This window comes from Paracoccus sp. TOH (genome assembly GCF_030388245.1).
In the GTDB taxonomy this organism is placed as follows: Bacteria; Pseudomonadota; Alphaproteobacteria; order Rhodobacterales; family Rhodobacteraceae; genus Paracoccus; species Paracoccus simplex.
In genome coordinates this window covers 513,513-535,587 of the sequence record NZ_CP098361.1, presented here as the reverse complement: position 1 = coordinate 535,587, position 22,075 = coordinate 513,513, and the positions used below count along the sequence as shown (strand labels likewise).

15 protein-coding genes and 3 pseudogenes are annotated in these 22,075 nt (G+C 58.8%); 6 read left to right on the top strand and 12 right to left on the bottom strand.

What is annotated here, in order from left to right; genetic code table 11:
• Positions 1–127: 127 nt before the first annotated feature.
• Genes NBE95_RS13200 through NBE95_RS13185 form a run of 4 tightly spaced genes read right to left on the bottom strand, consistent with a single transcriptional unit; the run spans position 128 to position 4,340 of the window.
• Positions 128–2,158, bottom strand: coding sequence for a glycosyltransferase family 2 protein (locus tag NBE95_RS13200; RefSeq protein WP_289895872.1), 2,031 nt, complete (start codon positions 2,156–2,158; stop codon positions 128–130).
• Entirely contained in the window at positions 2,158–2,826 is a 669-nt protein-coding gene (locus NBE95_RS13195) for a hypothetical protein (protein WP_289895871.1), read from the bottom strand. Before NBE95_RS13195 ends, NBE95_RS13200 begins: the two co-directional genes overlap by 1 nt.
• The gene (locus tag NBE95_RS13190) at positions 2,820–3,539 is read right to left on the bottom strand and encodes a sulfotransferase (RefSeq protein WP_289895870.1); all 720 of its coding nucleotides are present in this window, start codon (positions 3,537–3,539) and stop codon (positions 2,820–2,822) included. Before NBE95_RS13190 ends, NBE95_RS13195 begins: the two co-directional genes overlap by 7 nt.
• 6 nt (positions 3,540–3,545) lie before the next feature.
• The gene (locus tag NBE95_RS13185) at positions 3,546–4,340 is read right to left on the bottom strand and encodes a hypothetical protein (RefSeq protein WP_289895869.1); all 795 of its coding nucleotides are present in this window, start codon (positions 4,338–4,340) and stop codon (positions 3,546–3,548) included.
• Positions 4,341–4,577: 237 nt separating this feature from the next.
• On the opposite strand from NBE95_RS13185, the pseudogene NBE95_RS13180 reads away from it, so the two are divergent.
• Positions 4,578–4,991 (top strand): annotated as a pseudogene (locus NBE95_RS13180) (ISL3 family transposase); the annotation flags it as partial.
• A gap of 36 nt (positions 4,992–5,027) precedes the next feature.
• Here NBE95_RS13180 and NBE95_RS13175 read toward each other — a convergent pair.
• Positions 5,028–5,498: a transposase family protein gene (locus NBE95_RS13175; RefSeq protein ID WP_289895940.1), complete on the bottom strand. Its 471-nt coding sequence runs from the start codon at positions 5,496–5,498 to the stop codon at positions 5,028–5,030.
• A 109-nt stretch (positions 5,499–5,607) separates the two neighbouring features.
• Here NBE95_RS13175 and NBE95_RS13170 point away from each other — a divergent pair, with 109 nt between their 5' ends.
• Positions 5,608–5,763 carry a hypothetical protein gene (locus tag NBE95_RS13170; RefSeq protein ID WP_289895868.1) on the top strand — a complete coding sequence of 52 codons (156 nt, stop codon included), beginning with the start codon at positions 5,608–5,610 and terminating at the stop codon, positions 5,761–5,763.
• 107 nt (positions 5,764–5,870) lie between these two features.
• Here NBE95_RS13170 and NBE95_RS13165 read toward each other — a convergent pair whose 3' ends face one another.
• Positions 5,871–7,118: a hypothetical protein gene (locus NBE95_RS13165; protein ID WP_289895866.1), complete on the bottom strand. Its 1,248-nt coding sequence runs from the start codon at positions 7,116–7,118 to the stop codon at positions 5,871–5,873.
• A 61-nt stretch (positions 7,119–7,179) separates the two neighbouring features.
• On the opposite strand from NBE95_RS13165, the gene NBE95_RS13160 reads away from it, so the two are divergent.
• The 3 genes and pseudogenes from NBE95_RS13160 to NBE95_RS13150 all read left to right on the top strand — a co-directional run.
• The gene (locus tag NBE95_RS13160; protein WP_289895865.1) at positions 7,180–10,695 is read left to right on the top strand and encodes a glycosyltransferase family 2 protein; all 3,516 of its coding nucleotides are present in this window, start codon (positions 7,180–7,182) and stop codon (positions 10,693–10,695) included.
• Between the two features lie 181 nt (positions 10,696–10,876).
• Entirely contained in the window at positions 10,877–11,557 is a 681-nt protein-coding gene (locus NBE95_RS13155) for a hypothetical protein (RefSeq protein ID WP_289895864.1), read from the top strand.
• A 359-nt stretch (positions 11,558–11,916) separates the two neighbouring features.
• Positions 11,917–13,305, top strand: a pseudogene (locus NBE95_RS13150) (IS66 family transposase); the annotation flags it as partial.
• Positions 13,306–13,335: 30 nt separating this feature from the next.
• Here the strand turns inward: NBE95_RS13150 and NBE95_RS13145 are convergent.
• The gene (locus NBE95_RS13145; protein WP_289895858.1) at positions 13,336–15,405 is read right to left on the bottom strand and encodes a recombinase family protein; all 2,070 of its coding nucleotides are present in this window, start codon (positions 15,403–15,405) and stop codon (positions 13,336–13,338) included.
• Positions 15,395–15,571 (bottom strand): hypothetical protein, encoded by a 177-nt coding sequence (locus NBE95_RS13140; protein ID WP_289895859.1) that lies wholly within the window; start codon positions 15,569–15,571, stop codon positions 15,395–15,397. The genes NBE95_RS13145 and NBE95_RS13140 overlap by 11 nt, the downstream gene beginning before the upstream one ends.
• A 190-nt stretch (positions 15,572–15,761) precedes the next feature.
• On the opposite strand from NBE95_RS13140, the gene NBE95_RS13135 reads away from it, so the two are divergent.
• Positions 15,762–15,884 carry a hypothetical protein gene (locus NBE95_RS13135; protein WP_289895860.1) on the top strand — a complete coding sequence of 41 codons (123 nt, stop codon included), beginning with the start codon at positions 15,762–15,764 and terminating at the stop codon, positions 15,882–15,884.
• Positions 15,885–16,178: 294 nt separating this feature from the next.
• Here NBE95_RS13135 and NBE95_RS13130 read toward each other — a convergent pair whose 3' ends face one another.
• The 4 genes and pseudogenes from NBE95_RS13130 to NBE95_RS13115 form a co-directional block, all read right to left on the bottom strand.
• Positions 16,179–16,901, bottom strand: coding sequence for a hypothetical protein (locus tag NBE95_RS13130; RefSeq protein ID WP_289895863.1), 723 nt, complete (start codon positions 16,899–16,901; stop codon positions 16,179–16,181).
• Positions 16,902–17,089: 188 nt separating this feature from the next.
• Positions 17,090–21,025: a glycosyltransferase family 2 protein gene (locus NBE95_RS13125; RefSeq protein ID WP_289895862.1), complete on the bottom strand. Its 3,936-nt coding sequence runs from the start codon at positions 21,023–21,025 to the stop codon at positions 17,090–17,092.
• A 470-nt stretch (positions 21,026–21,495) separates the two neighbouring features.
• On the bottom strand, positions 21,496–21,726 hold the full coding sequence (locus NBE95_RS13120; protein WP_289895939.1) for a transposase domain-containing protein: 231 nt from the start codon (positions 21,724–21,726) through the stop codon (positions 21,496–21,498).
• A gap of 21 nt (positions 21,727–21,747) precedes the next feature.
• Positions 21,748–22,068, bottom strand: a pseudogene (locus NBE95_RS13115) (IS5/IS1182 family transposase); the annotation flags it as partial.
• Positions 22,069–22,075 lie beyond the last annotated feature (7 nt).

The following is a 22,075-nucleotide window of genomic DNA, read 5'->3' as shown; positions in this document are numbered from 1 at the left end:
TCATCCTAACTCTATCCGTTTTGTGCACATTCAGGGGGGCATAAAGAAAACGAGGAGGGGCTCATATATCGAAATTACTCTGCACATTGATAACGATTGGAAGCACAAATATCCAATCATCGAGCGATTACTTCTTGTACATCCTCGGATCCATCCCTTGCAGAACACCTATCGAGGCAGGCAGGCAAGGTAGTTCCATAATTTTCTGTGTCGCCAGCTCGCTATCGTCACCAAAGATCTTAGCAATGTTCTCTGTGGTCCTCGTGTGATATTCAGAGGCGTTGGATTGGGCGACCATAGCCGCCATTCTCTTGCGCGATTCCGCCGAGAAGAGTTTGATGAGTTTGAAATGACGGATTGCAAGGACGGCATCAACATCCCATATCTCGCTTCCAGGCTGCGAGGTTCCGTCATTGTAATGTAGGGTATGAAAGCCTTGATTAACATGCCTCCCCTTCCTGAATTGTGCCAGCGGGATCTTCCTCAAACTATCGAATGTCCCAAAAGCATGGAAACGGGCGTCAAGTCGCCAGGAGAGCTCGGAATAAGGCCCGAAAGCCCATTGGACGGGCCGATGCTGCGTGTAACCCGGAGAGGCTGGCTCTTCAATCCAGACGTGGTGATTGAATACCTCGAGAAAGCGCGTCTCGGCTTCAATCAAGAGGTCAACAGACGTTCCTGGTTTGGGCACCATATCAACGAGAAGCCCGGCCATAGTCTCCTGTCCGCGCATCCGCAAGCTGTGCACCAGTTCCTGAAAGCTCGAGAACCCTTGGGGGAGATCGACGAATTCGTCGGCATCGAGCGTCAACGCCCATTGCCCTTCGTCGAGATAACCCTTCATCATGCCCTCTATCCACATGCCCTTAGCCGTCAGGAAGCGGCCGACTTTGGGCTGATAAACATGCACGTCATCGTAGGGCAATAATTCGGAAATCGGCCTTTTTGAGCCATCGTCGACGATGAAGAAATACTTCACTCCCAACGCCTTATGGTGCTCGTAAAAAGGCCGGAGGAAATTCTCGTCATTCTTCATGCAGGCGAAGATGCAGACATCGTCGGCGCCAATATCCAAGCTACCGGGCGCCGGGTAACCAGTTGCACGAAATAGAGTGCCGAGGATCTTCTCACGCGGCACCGTATCCACAACTTGATGACGACCATGCACCGCTAGCTGTAGGTACTTATCGCGTGCCGCGGTGGTGCGGGCATTCTTCATGAAGCACACACCTTGATTGAAGGTGGTCATAGCCTGCATCGACGCGTCTTCCTCAACATAGCCGTCGGTCTTCGGATTCAAGGGCAGTCGGTTGGCTACCGCCGCAACTTCGATTACCGGGTTGTCGATCCCCGCTTCCTTAAAGAACTCGCGCGAACGTTTAGAGGCGAAGCCATGGTTCTCGGCCTTGATTCGCACGAGGGGGACCATCGGATAGGCGTTCATCACCGTCAGCAGCACATCCATCTCGTCGTATTGCCGGGGCAGGAAGGACTCATCGTAGCCGATCTCGCGATAGAAATGGATCGGCATCGAGATGCGACCACTTGATCCGTCTCCCCAAGTGCCGGTAAAGTGATGGAAAACAAAACCCTTGGGATGTACCTCGTGAATATCGAGCAGCAGTCGGGTCTCCTCAAGAGTGACGAAATTGTCGCCATCGAGCGAAGAATAGATCTCGCCTCGTGCCGGAAAGCGGTGGCTGTTCTTAGCCCGGCCGAAATGCCAGCTATCCAGCGGTGTCTCAACGACCATGCGCAGATAGCCGCTGGCTAAATCCTCGGGGAAGTTCTCGCGGACCCAACCCTGCGTTTCGCGGTCTTCGTCGAGGAAGACCACAATGAATTCGACCTGATCGGCTAGTGGCCTATTTGCCTCGAGATTGGCCGCAAGGGTGCCGCGGATATCATCGGGGCGGTTCATGATCGGCGTACAATACGAAATCCGCGGCTTACGCAACAGCGCCGCCGCCAGCGCCGCATCCTCCATCGGATCGCCGAAATCCGCCTGGATGCCGCGGCCGAGCAGACGCCCAAAATACGCGTAGTGACGATGCGGTGGCATACCGAGCAGTCCGGCATCCGGATAGGTTGCAGCATACCATTCAGCATCGAAACCGACGGTGTTCTCGATAATATCGATGGCGCGGAGGGGTTCCATCACAGCACCTCGAACTGGGCAGGAAATACCGCACCGAGCCCTTCGGGATCAATGCCGCGATCCCAGACAAGGGTCTGTTCGGGGAACGCATCGAGCAAGTAGAGCATCTTATCCTCGAGGATCTCAATAGATTGGCGGCATGCGTCTGGGCTCCAGCCCGTCCCCTTGGCGAAGCACATGACCGCATCAGCACGCGGCTCAAGGACCGGCACCAACAAGGTTCTGGGGGAATCAAAGGTCATGAAACGGGCGAATTCGTGCAAATTCTGACGTTCCCAGAACGGTTCAGTCACGAAGAGCGCCCGGCGGCGGCGTGCGGTCGCAGGACTGATGAAATGCGCCCGCACAATCCCGGCAAGATCGCGGGAAAAGCGGTTGGGATCCGTGAGTGCTGCCCCGAACCAAGGCAGGCCCGGATTCGTGCCGGTACCCTGATTCCGTCGTTCGTTGTTCAACGGCTCGAAATCGCGCAGTGTTGCATTGGCCGCACAAAGCGCCAGAAGTGCGCGCTCAACGCCTTGGATCACTTCGACATCCCGCGCCGTCAGCTCGGCTGCGATCGCATCGGTGTTGCTGCCCGCATGCATAAAGAGTAGGGCTGTTGTGACATCCTCACGGCCTTGATAGCGCCACGAGGCAGAAGGAGGTACCAAAGTATTTATCACCATTGTTCCTCCGGATTGTCCAGATCGATCTGGTTCACCAACGCTTCGACGCACTCCCGGTCGAACGGTAGGTCCAAAAGCCGGAAGAGGGATTCTAGACTCTCGGGGGCTCTCACCACCTCTTCAAGCTGCACGACGCAACTCCGGGACGGCCATTCTGTGGCCCCGTTGCGAAGAGCCGCCTGAGCCTCTGCTAGGCGCTCCACGAGATCGTCATCGGGGCGATCCCGCCACCAGCCGGTCTGCGCAATGGCCGACGCATCGCGAAGACAGAACACGAAGCGCGCGCCCGGAAAAAAAGCATAGAGGAACCGCAACTGATCGGCAATCGGTACCTCGGGCAGAACATAGCGAACCTCCCGGAACCCCGAAAACCGAACCCCCGCTGGCGGCGCCAGCACAGCCTCGGCAAAGGCCGCCGCTAACTGCCGGCCGAAGACATCGAGCCCGCGCAAAAGCTCCGCAACATCCGCCCCCGATACATGCATCTGCTGGTGAGCTCGCGCCTCTGCATCGAGCCAAGCCTGCATGATCTTGCCCAACACGTCGCCATTCTCGCCACGGATACAGACTCCGGGCTGCGCGTTCAGCAGTCGCTGGACGAACAGATCCCCGGCAAAACCTACAGCGAAAATGAAGACAAAGCTTTCCGGAGTTCCCAAGGCGGGGAACAGAGGTACCGCGCTCTCGGGCGTAATCTTGTCAGGTTTACTCATGCTGCTCTACTCTGTAGCGCGCTGCATTCCAGCGCTAGAATCGGCGGTCATGGTCAAGATGGCATGATCCCGCTCCGCTAAGGCGGCGGTTATCGTCGCATGATACTCCAACATGAGAGCACGCACGAGCGGATCGAGGCTCTGCAACGGAGCGGTCGCGGGGCGGTCCCGCATCGCGGTGGTCAGTTCAGCAATGTTGTCCTCATACTCGCGCAACTGGATGCCCTGGATCCGAAGGAGTTCTCCCAGCCGGGTGATATCCTCAGAAGGCGTGGGTAGCAGAGCAGTCCCAGCTTGTATCCGCTCTTCCTGAGCTTGGACGAGGGCATCCTGCAATTCAACAATGGCCTCTTCGCGTTCCTGCAGCAATTTCTCCTGCAGGCGCAGGGTTTCTCGCAGCCGGGTATCTTCCGAGGGGACCTCGCCGGGGAGATCGGCCGGATCGACGCTGATCAGGGCGTTTTCGACCTCTTCCACCCGGATCAGAGCGCTTTGCAGCTCGAGCGCCAGGGCGAAACGCTGACGCTCCTTTTCGTTGACCGCGCTCACCAAATCTGACTGTACCCGCTCCAATTCGGCTATCCGGTCACGGGCCACAGCTAGTTCGCCTTCAGCCGAGCCATCCGACGCGCTCGGGGGCGGGGGCGAGGCTAGCGCCGCCCGACGGTTCTGCGCCCGCAATGCCTCGATTTCCGACTGCTGTTCCAGGATGAGCGCTTGAAGGACAACCAGTTCCCGGAAGCGCACCACCAGCCTGTGGTCGTCGTGGTGCTTGCCACGTTTGATTTTCACTCGGCTCATGGGGATTAGAAGGGCCTTTTTTAGTACAAAGATCGGGCGAGCTCGCCCACGTCTCTGACACTTCTGGCTGTGCCGCGCAACAAGGAGTTTGCTAGAAATTGTATCTGCCAGACCATTCGTGCCGTTTCATTTCTGACGGTTCTCACACAGAGCATTCTTAGCAACTGTATCTGTTAGGCTGTCGCGGCGGTCCATTTTTGACGGTTCTTGCACAGCGCGTTGGCGATGGTGACCACCCGTGCCTTGCCACAGGCGGTTCAGGTCGCCGATCGTTGGCATCTGCTTGAGAACGCGAGTGCCGCATTCCTGGCGGCCGTGCAGCGCAGCATGCCTGTCATCCGCAAGGCGATCGGCGCGAAGACGCTCGATCCCGCGCTGCTGACGGCAGCGGAAAGGCTGCAATACGAAGGCTTTCGGCGTCGCCAGCAAACCAATCGGATGGTGAGGACGATGGCCGATGAGGGCCTGCCCATCAAGCGTATCGTCCGCTCGACCGGTCTCAGCCGCAAGCTCGTTCGCCAGATCCTGCGTGGCGAGCGCGAAGATGTCTTCCGCATCCGCGAAAGCAGTCTGACACCCTGGCTGCCACGGCTGGAGCGGGAATGGAACGGCGGCTGCCGGAATGGCACCGAGCTTTGGCGCCGCCTCAGGGAGGATGGTTGCGCCATGCCCAGTCATCAATGCCGATCACACGCGTGGGTTCGGAGCGGGGCCCATCAGGTTCCGCGCCCCACGCAAGAACGTGTCTTTGCTTGCCGGCACCAGAAGGCGCCGGGCGAGCGCCTGAGCAGGTCGTCCGCCGAGGGCAAGACCGAGGTGACGCACAAGATCCTGCAAGCGCGAGGTGCGTCGCATATGCGGTCGGGTGACGCCGGACGGGAACCGTTCGGCGAAGATCCGGGCCGGACAGCCGGGCGCGCGGCAGCGAAAGCGACGAACCTGCAAGACGATTTCCACGGCTCGCCCATGCGCGGGAACATCAGCCGGGCGACGTCGATACCGACTGTGGACATGGCCCGAAATGCTCCCGTAGCGTGGACAGCCGGCCGCGGCCTCCGAAGAGCGGGCATGGATACGGATCGTATTGCCATCGAGCTCGATCTGATCGGCCGTAAGCCCTGCCGGCAGAAAATCTCGGCGCGAAAACCATGACGCCATCGGTAAACTCCCTGAAAGAAAGCCAAAATGTAGCGAGGTTGAAGCTCAACTGCACCAAATCTGCGTCAGACCCAAGATTGCATGCCGAAACACACCCAATCTGCTGGCCATGGTGCTGTTCGAGAAGTTCGGTCAGCATCAAGGCCGCAATCAACTGTTCGAGACGATGAAGAGAGGCGGCGCCGACAGGCTAAGAAGCGTGGTCATGCCACAAGGGTCAGACGTCGCGCACCACCCCGTCACTGACCCTGGCCTGGGCTGGTGACGGGGCAAGTCTAGCAAAACCCAGATACAGAAGGGTCAGTTCCATCTCCATCCGAGGAATGTGGTCCGGGATCGGATGGCGCCTGCGTTTATCCTTCTTCGCCGCGTCTACCTTGGCAGATCCGATCCTCGACTGCTTGCGCCTGCCGCATGGTGGTGGGCGCAGATTACGGTGTCCAGTAAGTCCAGGAGCTTGGGGGCGAATATCAGATTCAAAGCACTGTCCGGACCCGTCTCTTTTACGAGACGGTCGACATCTTGCTCCAAGCGCTGCAGCCAGCGTTCGCGCTCTCCGTAGTCGACTAGGTGCTTAAGGAAGCATAGTCCCTCGTTGATCGATTGCATGGCCGCGATCTTCGGATCATCGGTTACATAGGTGGCAGGCCGGGGGTTCGCCGCCGGGCGCCGGTCAGGCGTCGGCAGCCGGCGCATGTGAGGCTTCAAACCCACGCCGCGCAGGAAGGCACGGATGTTGTCGGTGTCAAGCACCGTATCTTCGGTGTTGTAATGGCACAGCGTAAGACCGGGAAAACGCACGAGCGTGGACAGAATGGCATCCACCTCGTCGAATTGCCGAGGCAGGAGATCCTCATCGTAGCCGACCTGACGATAGGCCCAGCGAGGCATCGTCAGCCGGCCCGAGCTGCCATCCCCCCAAGTGCCGGAAAAGTGATGGACCATGAATGTCGCGCCTTCGTGATCGAACAGGTCGAGGAGCAATTCGGTCTCGTCGCCAGTCACGAAATTGTCGGCGTCGAGCGAGGAGTAGAGCCGCCCCGCCAGGTAGGGTCGAAACCTGTTCTTCGCCCGTCCGAAATGCCATACCGGCAGGGAGGGAAGCGCGATTGTCCGCAGGTATCCGTCCGCCATTTGAGAGGCGAAGCTCTGCCGCAGCCAAGGCAAGATCTCGGGCTGATCCTCGAATGCAATCACCAAGAACTCAATGCGGCCGCGGTAAGGGAGATTGGCGGACAAGTTCTCGGCCAAGGTCAGTTGCAGATCGGCGAGACGGTTCATGACGGGGATGCAATAGGATAGGACGATGCGATCCGGATCCCGGGCCTCTACCTGCCGTCGGGCCAATGCCTGAGCCAAACCCGAGTCGGGATCGAGCTCGGGCTGGATCGCACAGCCCCCCCGGCCCAGCCTTTGGCCCACAGTTAAGAAATGGGTTTCGGGATCGATTACGCCCTGCGACGCCTCTTGGTAACGGCCGGCATACCAGGCCGCGTCGAAAGGCGGCTGTGCGTGTCGGAGCAGATCGAGAAGCGAAGGTTCATAGGTCATGTACGTCTCGTCGAGCAGGGGTTCATCATGAAGTTTGTCTGATAGACTTTCCGGGAAGAGTCGATTCATATGGCAACAAACAGGTTATTGGCCTGAACAGACAACGCAACCGGCGATCCCCATGACGTCAATGAGCATGCTCACTCCCGCTGGCTTTCTTAGCCTGGAAATCTCCGCAGACGAAGCGACAGAGGTCCGGTGCGGCGAAATTTCACTTAAGACTCTGTGCGATCCTGCCCGCTGTGGGCATATCGAGGTTCCAGTGCCGGGCTGGATCTGGCGCAACACTCCGCCCGGCAAGTCGGCTGAACTCCACTGGCCGGGCGGCGGCGTTACGATTCCCCGCGAGGCAATCCGCGAGAGGCTGGCGCAATTGGCCGAGCAGCCCGCCGAGAACTGGGAAGCGGCCATCTTGGTTGGCGCCCTTGAGCATGTTCACTATGGCGCCCTCGCCCCCTCGGCGGCCGGAGAGGAATTGACCGAGTGGTTGCGACAGGCGGCAGCGCTAACCGGTCTGCGGCAGTTGGTCCCCGATCCCGTCAGGCCGGTCGCCCCGCCCCCGGGGCAGGCCGCCATCGCCGCCTTCGGAGCGGCACTCCGCCAACCCCAAGGAGCAGTAGAACTGTCCGCACAGCTCGGATCTGCCTTCACTCAGGCCCTGACACTGGCGACCACTTCGGACGACAGGCGGGCGCTGGTCCTCTCCGCCAGTGTCGAGTTTTGCCGAGCCGACAGCCTGTCGCAGCTCGAACCCCTACTGCGGGCACAGGGGTTCGAGTTGCCGGCGGCAGCCGAGCCCTGGAATCGAGCGCAGGCCCTCGCTTTCCACCTCCTTTCTGGCGATGAGCCGAGCGCACATCTGATTGCAAGGGAGATCGCTGAGACCCCCTGCAACTGGGTGTCGACCCCGGTCCTGGCCTGGGTTCTGCGCTATGCCGCCCCCTCCGCGGGCCATCGGCTCGCCACCAGCTTGCGTACCACGCTGATTCACGCCCTCCTGCGCGCCGCGGAAGCCCGAGCGCCGCTTTCCTGCGCCGAGATGATCCGCAGCACCCTGTCCCTGCTGGCGCGCGATCTCGGCCTGCTCGACAGCGAGCTAAGCAACTTCGTAGTCTGGCGGTCGCTGCGGGCCTTCGGAACCTCGCCGACGTTCTGGGATGGTATTGCCGCGCAGGCCAAGACCGGGCGCGACCTCCCCGCAGAACTGGTCGCGGGGCTGCAAGCCTTTCGTCTTCTGCAGGCAGGGGCCAGTTCCGGGCGAAAAAACTACGCTTCGGCAGTCCTGGCGGAAACTGGCCTGCGGCGGCTGCGCAACCTGGGGGTTGCCGATATCGAACGCCTGCAAGTCGAGTTCTTAGGCCCCCAAATAGCTGGCGGCGCCGCAGTCAGCCGCACCCTGACAGAGGCACCGAACGGCACCGCCACACTTCTACGCGCTGATCTCGCCCCCAAGCCCGGGCAGCCGCTGCCCGACGCCTTCCTCAGGCGGGCCCTGCGTGAGGCGAGTTGGGATGTCCCGGCCGACCCCCGAGCTGATCTCCAACGCCACGCCATGGCGCTTGCCCGCTCCATTTCAGCCCCTTGGGCGCCGGATGCTCTGTCCGCACTCCCTCCAAAGCCTGGGGACGCCGTGACACAGCTTCTGGCCTTGCTTGAGCAACTGGCCAGTCCTGAGGCACGTTATGCTGGCATCGGTATCGGTGCGGCCCTGCTAGCCGATTTGGCACCTAACCCCGCCCCTGAGGCCCGGGCCGCCCTCTTAGCGCTAGTCCCAGGCATCACCGCGCTGCTCCGCGAACTAAGCGGGTCCGAGCGCTTACTGATGGCCCGCGCGCCCTTCCCTCGCAGCGCCTTGGCGCGGCTACGCGCCTGTGCCGCGACGAGACCCGAACTGGCACCCGTAACCGATATCCTGCCCCCTTCCCCTCCCGGGGATTCCCCCTTGCGCCGTCCCGCTACGGTGCCGCTTGGACCAGCCCTGATCGATACGTTGGTCTTGGTGGTCTCATGTCATGCCAATCTCGACACTCGGGCCGACGCCCTGAGGCGGGGTTGGCTGGCCGATCTCAACCAGATGCAAATCCCGTATCTCATCGTAGTCGGCGGCACGGAGACCCAACTGGAAGGGGATATACTGCAGGTCGCCGCCCCAGATACCTACGAAGGCCTGCCGCAGAAGATCGTCGCCATGCTCGACTGGGTTATGACGTATACTGGCTTCGCACATGTTCTGAAGATCGACGACGATTGCCATGTCGATCCCGTTGCGTGGTTTGGTGATGCGCTCTGGCGTCTGGCCGACTGGTACGGCCGGCGCTTGGACAAATCCGGTGGCCTAGCGGAGCGCGGCTGGCACCAAGGGCGCGCCACGGACGAGGCCGCACGGCTGAGCTTCGAGACCCTGCCGCTGGAAGGCGTTTATACCGACGGCTCGACGGGCTATGCGCTGAGCCGGGCAGCCATGTCCTCCATCATGGCGGCGACCCAACAGATCGAGGGACGCCGGCTGATCGCCGGCGCCTTCTCGGAGGACCGGATGATAGGCACGCTCCTAACCAAGGCGGGTTTCGTTCCTGAAAGCGCCAATTATTACAGCCTGATCCTCCGCAAGTCCCACCGCAACGGGATAGCGGTGCCGCAATGGGCCGAGGGAGTGATGGCCAACGACCGGCTGCGCCATTGCAAGGTCGTGCATTTCGACGGCGTTGTTCCCGGCGCGGCGGTCGAAGCGGCGCGGAGCGCACACCATCCATCACCGGCCCGCCTCTGGCCCTCAAACCGGCAGCCCGGTACAGGCTACGACAATGGTGCCCTGTGTCTAATCTCCCCCCCCGAGCGGCTGGCCCAAGCAACTGGTGCAGAGGTCGTGGTGATCGCGGTGGTTCGCAACGAAAGGATCATCCTGCCGCATTTCCTCGATCATTACCGACGCCTCGGTGTCGGTGGCTTTTTGATCGCAGACAACTTATCGGATGACGGCTCGCTGGATTATCTGGCGGCGCAGACCGACGTAGGCCTATTCAGCGCCTCCGGCCAGTTCAGGACTACCAACCAAGGGACCGACTGGAAACTAGCGCTGATGAGCCAGTTGCGCGGGGGATGCTGGTCGCTGGTCGCGGATGCCGACGAATTCCTGATACTACCCCCGGGGTCAACTTTGGGAGAACATGTAGCGGGCCTGCCGAAAGACGTCGACGCCCAGCGAGTTCTGATGCGTGACATGTATCCCAAGGGCAATTTCGCGCTGGCCGATTTCAGCCGCCATTCCCCTTTCGAGGCCGCTCCGCTGTTCGACAACGAGCCGTTCTTGCGCAACTCGATCTGGCGCGGGCCGTTCTCGAACAGCGAGACCCTGACCAGTGCTTTGCGTCACCGCCTGATGCCTAGCGCGCGCACAGATTCCTTCGTAGCCCAGAAGACGGCCTTGATCCGCTACCTGCCGTGGATGCGTTTCTCGACCAGCCTGCATTATGCCACCGAGGTCAATCACGCGGCGGAGGATTTGATCTTCGCACATTTCAAATACCACGCCGGCTTCGCTGCCAAGGCCAAGACCGAAGTGGCGCGAGGCCAATACTGGAACGAGGCTGAGGAATACCGGGCCTACCGGGACACCGGCTTCGCCAGCATTGCCGAAACCGGCTGAGCCAACTGACCAGTCTCGCGGAAAATCCTTGCCGCCGGCTGATCCACTCTTGTTCCTGGCAGGCCCTGCATGAATAGTCGGGTTACGGGCAAGTACTTGCGTCCCACTTTCTTGCCATTCTTGGCGGCGAGCCCACTCTGGTTGCGCTGCCATCCCTGCCGAAACTGAATAAGAAAGAAAGATGTCAACAGAAGACTTGCAGTTGTCAGCTACGCGGACCGCTCCCGTTCTGACCTTCCCCGCTGAAGAGGCTGCCATCATCAGAAGGTACTACCGAGAGGCACAAGTGATCTTGGAATACGGTTCCGGCGGATCCACCTATCTTGCGGCTTCGCTGCCCGGAAAATTCGTCATGTCGGTCGAAAGTTCACTGGATTGGGCCACCGTCCTACAAGCCCAGATCAACGCCGCGAACCTACCTTCTCCAACCGTCGTTTACCATGTAGACATCGGTCCTACTGGCTCGTGGGGTCGCCCCCAGAGCTCCGAACATTGGTCCAGTTTTTATCGTTACCCTACGCGGGTTTGGACGGAATCCTTCTTTCGTGTCCCGGATCTGATCCTGATCGACGGCCGGTTCCGCGCCAGCTGCTTCGTCGCATCCTTCTTAAGGATCACCAAGCCCACAACCCTCCTGTTCGACGATTACACCAACCGGGCCGCCTATCACGTGGTCGAAAAGCTCGTAAAACCGGCTAGATTTCATGGCCGAATGGCCGAATTCGTCCTGATCCCCGGCGAACGACCGATGTGGGTACACGACCTGTTCAACGAGCTAATGGGGGACGTCGCCGACGACACGCACAAACCGGCGCGCTATCGCGCCAAGCCACGCCTCGGCTACCCATTCAATCAGATCTGAGAGGGCCCCGCGCCCCGGAAAAGAGTTGGCCGCAAGAATCATCGATGCGACCTGACCTGCCCCCCCGTCGCCTGTAACCGGCCGATTGTTACCGCGGCGGTTGAGCCTTGAAGCGTTGCACGAGTTCAGGATCGATGACGAAGTCGTCGAGGAACTGGTGCCAGGTTTCCGCTGTGAGGCGTGCGTCTCTGAGCATGTCCGTTAGCTCGTCGATGCCGTCGTCGGTCAGGGCCGTGATGGCCTCGTCCGGCCCGGTGTAGACGCTGATGATGGAGCCATAGGTCAGATTGTTTGTGTTTCGGCATGCAATTTTGGGTCTGACTCAAAGTTGGTGCATTTTCTGGTTTATCCTCAGCGGCATGCGCACCGACGATCTTTCCCTGCCCGATGACATGGACCTGCTCAAGGCCATGGTCCGCGCCATGGCGGAGAAGACGGCCGTGCTGGAGGACGAGAATGCGGCCCTGAAGGCCCGCAGCCTCGATGCCGACGCGCGGATCAAGCGGCTGATGCAGATCCTGAAGGCCTATGACCGGGCCCGGTTCGGGCGGCGCTCCGAGAAGCTTGGCACTGCTGGGGCTGGTGCTGACGAAGAGGCGCAGCAGACCTTCGTCTTCGAGGAGATCGAAACCGGCATCTCGGCGCTGAGGTCGCAGACAGGTCAAGGCCGGACCTCGGGCGAGAAGCAGGCTCCGCGGCCGCGCAAGGGCTTTGCGCCCCATCTCGAGCGGGTCGAGGTGGTGATCGAACCCGAGAACCTGCCGGAACACGCGGGCCGAAAGAAAGTGCTGATCGGCGAAGACATCTCGGAGCGGCTGGATGTCATTCCGGCCAGGTTCCGTGTCATCGTCACCCGCCGCCCGAAATATGCGTTCAAGGACGCGGATGGCGTCGTCCAGGCGCTCGCCCCGGCCCACATCATCGAAAGCGGCCTGCCGACCGAGGCATTGCTGGCCCAGATCGCGGTCTCCAAATATGCCGATGGCCTGCCGCTGTTCCGGCAGGAAGGGATCTATGCCCGCGACCGGGTGGAGATCGACCGGCGTCTGATGGCGCAATGGATGGGCCGGGTCGGCTTCGAGCTGGAGATCCTCGCTGCGCATGTGCTGGGCGAAATCCTGAAGGGCCCGCGCGTCTTCGCCGATGAAACCAGCCTGCCGACCCTCGCGCCCGGCACCGGCGCGGTGAAAAAGGCCTGGCTCTGGGCCTATGCCCGCGACGACAGCACCTTCGGCGGCAGCGGGCCACCCATGGTGGCCTATCGCTTCGAGGACAGCCGATCCGGAGAATGTGTGCGCCGACATCTCGGCGGCTACGGCGGCATCCTCCAGGTGGACGGCTATGCCGCCTACAACCAGCTTGTCCGCAAGGATGGGGGCAATGATGGCCCGCGCCTCGCTGGATGTTGGGCCCATAGCCGGCGGCGGTTCTTTGAGCTCCACACCGCGGGGGACAGCCAGGTCGCCACCACCACGGTCGAGCGCATGGCCGATCTGTGGAAGCTCGAGGCCCAGGTGCGCGGCCAGAGCCCCGAGGCCCGCGCCGCCGCGCGGCAGGCCATCTCCGCGCCCATCGTCGCCGAGTTGTTCGCCCTCTGGCAGCAGACACTGCCCCGCATCTCGGGCAAATCGAAGCTGGCCGAGGCCATCCGCTATGCCATCGCCCGGCGCGACATCTTCGAGCGCTTCCTGACCGACGGCCTGATTGAACTCGACTCCGCCATCGTCGAGCGGGCTATCAGGCCCCAGACGAGTGGTGAGTCATTATGCCCCTCTTTTTCAAGTGTCTGGAAATATTGGAAGTTGGTTCTGGTCGGCCGCGTGACGCGGGCGTCCTTTCTGTCTAAGTGCCTCGACGACGCATTCGCTCTCGAGTTCTTCGGCCCGGATTTGCCAAGGCGCGCCCGGAACGACCTGCTCGGCAGGCAAAATCCCGTCCTGGATCATCCGCCGCACGACATGGCTGGTCACCCCGAGTTTTGCCGCGGCCTCGCGCATGGTGAGCCAAGCGCCGTCCTTCTCGGCCGAGCGAAAGGCGTGGATACCGCGCACCCTGCGGATGGAGGCCACCCGGTGCGCCGTCCAAGTCTTGTCCTGGCCGGTGCGCACGCCCATCCGGTTCAAGGTGGCCGCGATATCGGTGTCGGAAAAGCGCGTTGCCATCCGCTCCATCACGGCCAGAGCCTGCTCGGGCGTCTGGCAACCATGCTCCCCCGTCCTTGGCTTACGCACCCGCAATTGCGAATGCTGACCGCCTTGCCAGTGGATCGTCAGCACGACCTCCCGTGTCACGTCGTCAATATCGGCGATGATGTCCGAGATCAGCGCCCGGATCAGTTGCTGGCGGCTTCGGGTCGTGACACCCGGCGCCAACCAGGCTGCGGAAAGGTCCGCCGCCAAGCTCTCGAAGTTGGGCATCGGCGCGGTCGGGTCCAAGGTATCCGTTGCGGCAAGGCGCGCCCGGCAAGCCTCGACACGCCGCAACGCAGCTTCCCAATGCTTCTCGAGCTGGGCTGCGATAAGCCGGTTCTCCGGGTCGCAGGCGGCATAGCGCCGTTCTGCCAGCGAAGCATCGTATTCTGACTGCTGCAGATCGAGTTCGGCCACGCGCCGACGCTCGGCCTCTCCTTCCCTGTGCATCCGCTCCGCCTCCAGTGCGGCCTCGATCGCCATCGGCTCGACCACACGCAGTATCTCCGATGCGATCGCGGCGTCCACACGGGAACCGCCGAAGCTGAGACAACGTGGCAGGCCGAGCATGAGATTGGGCCGGTCGCAGCGATAGGTCGGGCGCCCCGGCGGGGCGCCGGCATAGGCGACCGCCAGGCCGCGGCCACAGCGCCCGCAGGTCAGCATGCCGGCAAGAAGGGCACGACCGCCCCGCCCGGACTTCTGTCCTCCCGTACGTCCATAGGCGTTGGCTGCGAGCAGCATCTGGTTCCGCTCGTATTCCGCCCAATCAATATAGGCGGCATGATGATCATGGATAAGCACGTCCCACGCTTCCGGTGGTTTGCCATGGCCGTAGGACTTGCGCGCGCGCCCGTCGACCAATTCGATCCGCTTCTCGCTCTTTCCATAAACATAGGTTCCTGCGTAGAAGGGGTTCTTCAGCAGGCCGATGACATTGCGGTAGCGGATTGCTGTCCAGTCGAAGGATGTCAGGCGCTTCCCGTCCGAAGGCCGCGGAAAGAACACCCCCTCCGCCGCCAGCGACAGATGCGTCTGCCGCGCGCTGCCGAGTTGGCGGAACCGTTCGAAGACCAACCGGATCACTTGCTGGAGCCGGAAGTCGGGATCGAGGCCGAGCCCGATATCGCGATGCCAGATATAGCCGATCGGCACGCTGATCCGAAGTTCGCCGCGGCGGGCCTTCGCCCGGGCGGCGTCAATCATGCGTGCTCGGATCACCCCGAGTTCAAACTCGCTGATGCTGCCCTTCATGCCGAGCAGCAGGCGGTCGTTCGGCAGGCAGGGATCGTAGATGCCATCGAGGTCGATGACACGCGCCTCGACAAGCCCGCACAGTTCGAGCAGGTGGTGCCAGTCCCTGCCATTGCGTGCCAGCCGCGAAGCGTCAAAGCAGAGCACGGCGCCGACTTCCCCGGCGCACAAGGCGGCGACGAGCTTCTCGAAGCCGGGCCGGGCCACCATGCCGCTGGCGGAGCGGCCAAGATCGTCGTCGATCACATCCACGGTCCGGAAACCACGACGACGCGCGACCTCGACCAGCTCATATTGCCGTCGCCGGCTCTCGGTGTTGAGTTCGACTTGGGCTTGGGTTGATTGACGCACATAGACCACCGCCTTGCGCTGCAGGATGGCCGGCGGAAGGAGATCACCGTCCATCATCGCTTCCCTCCGGTTCGCTTTCTCCCGCCGCTTCGGCCAGGAGGATGGCCAGGCACGTCACCACCTGCTGGCGCTCCTGGAGACTCATCCCGCGCAACCGCTTCGAGTCGAACTGCATCTGTAGTTGCCTGGGGCATGAAGGCTTGATGGGCAGGTCTTGCATCGGTCTGTTCCTTTCCGGCGATGAGATCACCGGAAGAGCTTCGCCGAAGACCGCGCCGACTCAGAAGGTCATCGAGATCTGACAGGGCCGCGAGCGACACGCGCGGTGTGCCAAGGTCCATGCCGGTGCAAGCCGCCGGATCGAGCATCCACGCGGTCACGACCATGAACACTCCAGGCAGCACCTCGATATGGACGAACTGGCCGGACTTGCGTCGGTCGACACGCTCCACCCGAAACTGTCGGCCGAAAAGCGCGTGCCAGCGATAATGCACCTCAACAAATTGCCCGACATGGGCAGAATGAACGGGTGATGGCCCTCAACCGCAAGAACAGCCTCTTCGCTGGCTCGGACGGCGGTGGCAGCAGCGTTGCCGCCACAACCCGTGCCTTCATCTCATTTGGCCACTTCCGGTTCCGGCGGCTTCGGCCACCAGCCGGAAGAACCTCCAATGCAGCCTCCATGGAGAAACTCCGTCCTGATCATCACAAACATCCAATGCGCCGATCAGGACAAAGGCGGGAAGGTGGGGGCCAGGAAACGCTTACTCTTATGCGGGGTCAGGCGAACTTCATCAGTTCGTACAGATTCCTGCCAGGCCGTCCCTTCATGACGAGTACTCGCGATCAAATTTCGCAACAAAGGCATAGTTGGCAACGCGATCGGCGTTAGAACGAGTCCTCCGAGATGGTGGCGTCAAACAAACAGGAGGTATGATCTCCCCATTTGCGGGAAATAACCGATTGACTGCATCAAGGCAGACACCCGCAGTACGGGTAATGTCTTCAAAGAATATCTCGTGATAATCTCCCGCAGTGAATCTTCGGCGCGCCCATGCGATATCCCTCGTCCGCTCGCTGATATAGGAATGTAGATCCTTCTCATTTAATACAATGGGTCTTTCGGTGCGGCTATCATGATCTTCATTCGGTCGCCAAATATTGCTCTGAAGAGCGGCTTGGCGGGATAGGAAAGCTTCGAAGAGATTTCGGCGCACCAAATGAACGATGCGGGCTCCTTGATGAATTCGGTCCCAGAGCGCAGATATGCGAGGCTGATGATAATAGTAGACAAGCATTGCGATATTCCTCCCGCTCGCCTTCGCCGAGTCTGCGATCATCGTCCATAGCATCTCGGGTTCGGACGAGGCCATTGCTTTCAGTCTATCGACCGACAGCCCAGTCATATCGCTGAGCGTGCGATGAGAATCCGTCTCCTTGCGCATTACCTCCTGTAGAATAATGAAATCTGGGCGGCACTGGCTAAGCGTTTTGAGGAGATAGCGTCCTCCGAAGCGTGAGGAAGTAAGAATTACGTTCATGTGGGTCATGGCATGCTCTAATGTCATTTGGTCCAAGGTGTCTCTGACGAAAGTCTTAAGGACTCATTGCTAGCATCTCGATTCCCTTACCACCAACCGTTCAGGAAGCCAATACTTCGCGGAAGTCTTACTGTGTGCTGGAGGATTGTTGCTACAAAAAAGGGGGCAGATCTCGGCGCTGCCATTTCAAGATCCTCTTATTCCGGAGGTAGCTCTTTCCTCTTTGTCCTCGTGCGGGTGTTGGGCCATGAAATGTGAAGTTGTCCAGTTAGAGCTTCTCGAACCATCGGTGCTTCACGCCAGGGTACGGAGATGCTTGGATCATATATAGTGCTATTGGCATTAATCGCATCAAGGTATTTTATATATTCGGAGGCGCCTGCAAAGTGCTGTTTGCGCTGAACCTCTTCGATTACTTTAGCATGAAACTCAGCATGATATTTGAAATGACACAGAACGGCTGGAGTTTCGGAAATTTGGCAATCGCCTACATAATGCAAGCCGGCAGACAATTGCATCCAAGGAGCATACTTCAGGATGCATACCTTTTGTGCGGTAAAATCACTTGGGCTAGAGTTTGGGGCTAGGCGATGACGAACTGAACTTATCCAAGCCGGTGAGTTGGAATACGGACCATGAAACCAAACAGGTTGAAGCGGAACTTGGTCAGTATAGGACGCGAGCTTGAACGGGCTTCCTGTAGATAGATCACAAGCGGATAGGTCACCCGCTGGATACATGTCAAGCAGCAGTCCTAAAACAGCGTTTGCACCTTCGGCGTCGACCTCTGCAAGAAAGTCTGCGATAGGCCGTCCATCAGCTCCTGGTGGAACTAAAAACTCGTCCGCATCTGCGACGATGGACCACCGACCACAACGGAACGAAGACAAGAGAGCTTGCTGCCACGCGACACCAAAGTTTGATTCTCGATATGCAGTGTCGCAGGAAAATAGGACAACATCCGGTTGCTCAGCCAGATAGGATGCAGAACCATCAGTAGAGCAGTTGTCGGAAATTAAAAAGGATGCGACCCCAAGTCGGCGATAATGGTTCAAGAATTGCGGCAATATGGTCATTTCATTGCGCATGCAGGCCACAACGGATAGAGGCTGCTCGAGTATTGCCCAAGCTTTCTCAGGGGCCGTAATTAGATCTAGGGCATTCGAGTTTCCGCCGACATGAGCATGGGAATAGCTGGGCCAAATTTTGGACGGCCAAAGTGTTTCAGTGCTAGCTTGCTCTTGGGCCGTCTTGAATAGCTTTGGGTGATCTAAATGAGCCAATTTTGCTGGCCAAACTCGGCTAGGTAGAAAGGAATTAGCGTACATGCTGACAGGAGTCGAGGTTAGCGGTAGCTTACGAAACACAGAAACATGATAGTCCGCGGAGGAAAGGGTAATTCCGGCTGCTGCCAGAAGATCTCCAACAAGCTTATCCTCCATGTAACAGCTATTTTTCAGAAGGGCGCCCCGGCTAGTCTGCAATTCATCGAGGATCACCTCCATAGCACGGCGACTCAAGGAGTACCCCGATCCACCATCAGCATAAACCGAAGGTTCCGGAGACTTATCCAACTCAAGCTTAGCGCGGATTGTGGATGATTTGGGCATATGCCACATCCGATCCATACTTCCGACTGGCCTATTTATGCAGCGACCGTAGTAATCCGCAGATCTCCAGGAATGACCGAAAAAGAACTCGTCTACATTTAAAAAGCAGTCATCGTCGATCTTGAACATGAACGCGTGATCAGTGTTCTGCTGAACCCATTCCACGGCAGAAAGAATTTTTTCTGGTAAACCCTCATAATCGTCGGAGCAATCAAGTTGTAGAATATCGCCCTCTAATCTGGTGCTATCACCGCCAACTACAAATAGATATGGAATGCCTAGTTCCTCCAGGCGGCTGGCATATGTTTCCTCGATTAGAAGTTTTCTTTCGTTTAGATATTTTCGGCATGAGATGATCGTGACGATTGTGCCGAATACAAGATCGGCTGGCGCACTCGTTTTTTTAGTTTGATTTCTTGATATACTATCCGGTAGCTGCTGAGATATAAATGCAGCATAACTAAGACCGGTTTCGCCTGCGCATTCAAGGTTCTGCAGTGCTGCTTTTATTCCCGGAGTTACACCACTCTCCGATTGCGTGTTGACGGCCTCAACAAGCTTTTGGGCATGAGATACGATCCGAGCCGCATCTTCTGATCTTCCCCATGAAGCGAGTAATGCGGTAAGCAAAACCGTGAACTCGGCAGCTTTAGCGCCCTCGCCACATGCAGATAAAGAGGTAATTTCACGCAGCAGCGTGTCGTGAGAGGAATAGTTCTTGTTATGGGTTTCGGCTAAGAAAAAAAGCTCACGTGCTGCGCGTCTAGTTAAATCTGGCGCGAGTGATTGGCACTCAATTGCGCTAAAAAGTGCTTGACGCAATTCATTGCGAAACGGTATGGCCTTTCCGGCGAATGCTGGGTGAGCGGCCACGCGAATGAATTCATCCAAATCTGCGCCGACCTTCGGGCGTAAGCCGGAGATTGCTCCGCTCAGACAATCAGCCAAGAGCTCTTGTGGCAAGAGCTCGCGCGCGAATCTCAATGTATCGGCGGGAGCATATTCCATAAAATGTCGTAGTGCGTCGATCACCTGGGTTTTGTCGGCTAGGGCCAGGTTGTTCTGTGCTTCCCGAAGATGTTCGAAGTACCGTGCAGCCGTGGCTACCCGCAGACTATGTTCACTGTGGCGGGCCACTCTGTCCCAAAACTCTTCGCTGAGACCGTGTACCTCCAAGGCGAAGCTCTCGATGTCGTTTCGAAATGACAGAGATTTTCTTACTGCCTGCTGTACGAGGTTGCTCGAGCATTCAAGCAATGCAGAGCACTGCGCACGTCCCCAATAATTTACTTTCATCTTTCTAAGCAGGTTCATATAGCCGTAGGTGAGCCTACTCAATGCTTCTACGCTCGACGGCTTGCTGATTTGCAGCATCATTGCTTCAGAAACAGCGTGGGCAATTGCGGGGGTTACGATCCAGCCCCTGTCTGGGTCGATTGACCAAATCGCCTCGCTAGCCTGTTCTAAGTTACCTTGTCGGATTAGGTAAGGTAATGAAACAGAAATTGCCCAGTTGTCGGCATTTTCAGGTATCTTAATACCGCCGTGAAGTTGCGCTAATCTTGCAAGGTTATCAAAACTGCCGGAAAGAATGTAACGTTCCGTTAGTTGCAACACAAAATCACGTATCCGTTCAGGATTGCCTAGAAAACCAAAATCTCGCATGGTTCCTTGAAGTGCGGCAATTCTGTCAGATGAAGGTGAGAGTACTAAGGCAGCTCCCTCAGCTATCGCCCGGGTCATCATCTCACCCTCGACCGGGAAGAGAGAGGATTTTGACACTGCGCTGGTTTCGGTTGAGGAAATAGCTAGAAAGCTTTCGACACCGTAGGTCTGTGCAATCTGCTTTACAAAACTTTTGGCTTCAGGTGTGATGCGATTGATTAGCTCGCCGTAGACGACGTGCTCTAGCGCGCATAGTTCACTGATAGAAGCTGTGCCAGGAACAACCTGACAGGCCATCTCGTCGATAATTGTCACAACGTCGTTCCGGCCTATCGAAATATTCCCTAGTGGCCTGTCATTATCCATGACTGTCATTTCAACTATCTCAGCGCCAGGGTGTGCTGTGCGCCAGATCCAGCCCGGAAGAGGGGCATCGATCTGCCATTGGGCATTATCTTTCTGCTCCCTTTTTGTACTATTGTCTATAGACGCTGCGGCTACCGGGATACGATCAGGACAACCGGAAATATTCAGAGAAAGCGCAGGGCGATGCCGAGCGGTCAAAACACCAGACATTGCAAGATGTCGATCAAGTAGCAGAGAGAAGTTTCCGATTGCTTCCTGCTCGATCCAGAGACCAAAAGAGGTGGGGACAACAGGTTCTCCGAAGGTTACCTCGGTTAAAACCGTCGGTTCAAAGGCTCCAGTGAGCAAGAGGGAGGCCAAGGGCTCGCTGTCGATCTCCAGGGTGATCGCACGAGTGTGTTGGACACCGCAGGGACCGTCAAAGCGGATAGCGAAGTGAGTTTGCTTCCCCAAGCGAGGCAGCGGGATGATCACGGATTGCTGATCTTCCATGAAGACTGTGATGGTGCTAGCCTCGTAGCTTATCACAATTGGAAGCACTGTGACGCCCGCATTGTGAAGGACGATATCACATTCGTCGGCATGTTGCCAATCTAGTGTGCACCACAGCTCCGTGCAGTCTTTCAGATTCCGTCGTTCCATCGTTGTGCTTTAGCCCACCAATATCCTGTCAAAAGAGCGATAGAAACTCACGCCACATAGGTCAAGGCCAACACGACGGCGTGGCCTTTACTACACTGCTAGGCTTCAACGCGTAGATCTGATCCCGTAGCTAGTGCGCGCTTCCGCTTCCGCCTCATGTGCTATCTCGCACACTCTTGTCCCATAGCACAACTATCGGGCGATCATGGTGGCATATTTCTACGCCTTTTTCAGAAAGCGTTCGCGCAGGTGGCGAGCGTGCTGGCGACGGCGATGATGATGACTTGTGCGGCTTTCCGTAAGCGGGCAGCTGAGGCCGTTCAGGCTTTGTAATTCCAGGGCATGAGAGCGTCGATCTCTGCGCTCGGCCACTTGTTGGCGATGCGCTCCAAGGTCTGGGTTAGCCACGCGACGGGGTCAACGTTGTTCATCTTGCAGGTCTGCAAGAGCGTCGCGATAGTCGCCCATGTGCGACCGCCACCACCCCAACGCGAGACATGGCCGGTGAGGCGATCGAGTAGCGCCGTCGTCATCTTCGGATCGTTGAACACGGCCGGCCATTCGCCGAAGGGCAGCCGGGCCTCCGGATCAGTTCTCGAAGCATGGGTCGCGTTTGACCGTTGTTCGCCACGGAAGTCGACTTCGGCGTTGCGGTTGCGGCGTGTGGGGCGGATCATCGGGTCGGGCTCGGCGGTGGACTGGTTAGAGGAGGATGCGGGCAGCACACTGGTATCTGGCGGATCGCCAGGATTGTCGTCCCCGTCGGACGTCGCTCTTTCCTTCGGCTGGAAGCTCTTCATGGACGCCCAAGCCTTTACCAGGGTGCCATCGACCGAGAAATGCTCGTCCGAGAGCAGCGGCGCCACCTCGCGATGCGCCAGGATGGCGGCCATGGACCTG

Bases quoted from the DNA above. Each gene is read 5' to 3' on its own strand.
- NBE95_RS13200 (WP_289895872.1), bottom strand. From the start codon at position 2,158: ATGGAACCCCTCCGCGCCATCGATATTATCGAGAACACCGTCGGTTTC.
- NBE95_RS13195 (WP_289895871.1), bottom strand. From the start codon at position 2,826: ATGGTGATAAATACTTTGGTACCTCCTTCTGCCTCGTGGCGCTATCAA.
- NBE95_RS13190 (WP_289895870.1), bottom strand. From the start codon at position 3,539: ATGAGTAAACCTGACAAGATTACGCCCGAGAGCGCGGTACCTCTGTTC.
- NBE95_RS13185 (WP_289895869.1), bottom strand. From the start codon at position 4,340: ATGAGCCGAGTGAAAATCAAACGTGGCAAGCACCACGACGACCACAGG.
- NBE95_RS13175 (WP_289895940.1), bottom strand. From the start codon at position 5,498: ATGGCGTCATGGTTTTCGCGCCGAGATTTTCTGCCGGCAGGGCTTACG.
- NBE95_RS13170 (WP_289895868.1), top strand. From the start codon at position 5,608: ATGGTGCTGTTCGAGAAGTTCGGTCAGCATCAAGGCCGCAATCAACTG.
- NBE95_RS13165 (WP_289895866.1), bottom strand. From the start codon at position 7,118: ATGAATCGACTCTTCCCGGAAAGTCTATCAGACAAACTTCATGATGAA.
- NBE95_RS13160 (WP_289895865.1), top strand. From the start codon at position 7,180: ATGAGCATGCTCACTCCCGCTGGCTTTCTTAGCCTGGAAATCTCCGCA.
- NBE95_RS13155 (WP_289895864.1), top strand. From the start codon at position 10,877: ATGTCAACAGAAGACTTGCAGTTGTCAGCTACGCGGACCGCTCCCGTT.
- NBE95_RS13145 (WP_289895858.1), bottom strand. From the start codon at position 15,405: ATGGACGGTGATCTCCTTCCGCCGGCCATCCTGCAGCGCAAGGCGGTG.
- NBE95_RS13140 (WP_289895859.1), bottom strand. From the start codon at position 15,571: ATGCAAGACCTGCCCATCAAGCCTTCATGCCCCAGGCAACTACAGATG.
- NBE95_RS13135 (WP_289895860.1), top strand. From the start codon at position 15,762: ATGGACGAACTGGCCGGACTTGCGTCGGTCGACACGCTCCACCCGAAA.
- NBE95_RS13130 (WP_289895863.1), bottom strand. From the start codon at position 16,901: ATGACCCACATGAACGTAATTCTTACTTCCTCACGCTTCGGAGGACGC.
- NBE95_RS13125 (WP_289895862.1), bottom strand. From the start codon at position 21,025: ATGGAAGATCAGCAATCCGTGATCATCCCGCTGCCTCGCTTGGGGAAG.